Origin of the sequence: Paenibacillus sp. LHD-38 (assembly GCF_031157315.1) — a bacterium.
GTDB lineage: Bacteria > Bacillota > Bacilli > Paenibacillales > Paenibacillaceae > Pristimantibacillus.
The window spans coordinates 1-1,479 of record NZ_JAVIFU010000126.1 but is presented as its reverse complement, the minus strand read 5'-3'; the positions used below and the strand labels follow the sequence as shown (position 1 = coordinate 1,479).

2 protein-coding genes are annotated in these 1,479 nt (G+C 36.6%); both read left to right on the top strand.

The annotated features are described in order from the left end of the window. Positions 1 to 358: 358 nt before the first annotated feature. Positions 359 to 796, top strand: coding sequence for a PDDEXK family nuclease (locus tag RCO25_RS34515; RefSeq protein ID WP_309000557.1), 438 nt, complete (start codon positions 359 to 361; stop codon positions 794 to 796). Then, entirely contained in the window at positions 774 to 1,379 is a 606-nt protein-coding gene (locus RCO25_RS34510) for a hypothetical protein (RefSeq protein WP_309000556.1), read from the top strand. Before RCO25_RS34515 ends, RCO25_RS34510 begins: the two co-directional genes overlap by 23 nt. The last annotated feature ends 100 nt before the right edge of the window (positions 1,380 to 1,479 follow it).

Sequence of the window (1,479 nt, the reverse complement as noted above, 5' to 3'; positions counted from 1 at the left end):
GCAGCAACGGCAAACAAAAAACTTTCAAAATTAATTAAAAGTCAACTACAACAATGGATCGCCGGTTTGCCCAGTTATCTCAAGGCTTATCTGCCTATTTCAAGCTGCGAAGTTTGAGTAAGAAACAATGGGAAGGGATTTGAGTGTATACAACACCTTTAATTAAAAAGCGTAGTAGGCGGTATGGTAATAATCATTGGATCGTCTACAGCACCAAAATAGAGAGGGAGGTAAATTTATTTAGTGATCTTGAATTTGATCACTGGGTGTTAATTGAAGCCGATCCGACTGTTGCCTCTTTCTGTGAGCAGCCAGATAAAGCTGAAATTGAAGGGGAGGAAGGAACCTCTATTTTTACTTGTGGATTAGTAAAAAAGATGGAAGCGAAATTTTTTTCGAAATTAAATATGAGAAGGATCTCAATGATGAACACGTGGTAAAACAGATTGGTATACAAAAAAAATGGTGTGAACTGCATGGTAAAGAGCATCAAGTACGCACAGAGAAAGATATTCGAAACAACGAAATCTATTTGGAAAATTTAAAAGATATACTTCCATATTTACAGAATGACAGTACTATTGTTGAAATTGACCGCCATAAAGTTATTTCTCAACTTAAGGATGGGAGAAAAGCATTGAAGGAATTGAATCAATTACTTAGCTTGAATTTACCGCGGCTTTATGAAGCAGTTGCTTGCTTGATCTATACCGGTGAAATCAAAGCAAATATTGATAAAGAATATTTCGGTCTGGAAACGGAGGTATGGATAGATGAGACGGAAAAGCTTAGTTGAGAAACTAGGAATTAGCCCTGACATGCTCAATTTATCCGAATGGCCGATTGTGGATACAAATGCATTAGATGAAGTAGACTCAGAAAAATATCAAAACAGAAAACGGGCTGTTGAAATGTATCTTCAAGATGAAGCAACCGTGAGTGAGATTTCTAAGGTTACAGGAATTGAAAAAAAGGAAATTACTCGATTTGTAGAGCGATGTCTTATGGTTGATCAATACGGAGTGATTTTGGGATTCAGAGCGTTAAACCCAGGTCTTCATCTAAAGAGTTACGAACGGGAAAATCTTCCTAAAGCAAATGCCTCAAATTACTCAGGTGCGTTCGAGCTATTACTTGAGAAATTTACTGATTTGCGTGATTGTATAGATGAGAAGGTTTTAGCCAAAAAAAAGAACGTTCAAAATATCACTTATTCAGTAAAGTATCTGCACAAGCATTTTATAGATAAGTGCAAGGAACTTGGAATCTCTGTTAGTCAGTATCCTAGAAATACAGAAGATCAGGGCAGAAGATCTTTAGAGAGATATGTAAAAAAATTAAAGGAACGCCATTTTGGTAGCTATTTAGCCCCTATTTAGACTTGGACAGTACACCCCTTACTTAGATACAATGAAATCAAGCGGAGGGGAACGAGATATGAAGAAGAAGCAGTACGACTTAAACTTCAAGAAAATGGTT

Excerpts from the sequence above, each read along its gene's own strand:
- RCO25_RS34510 (WP_309000556.1), top strand. The coding sequence starts at position 774 with ATGAGACGGAAAAGCTTAGTTGAGAAACTAGGAATTAGCCCTGACATG.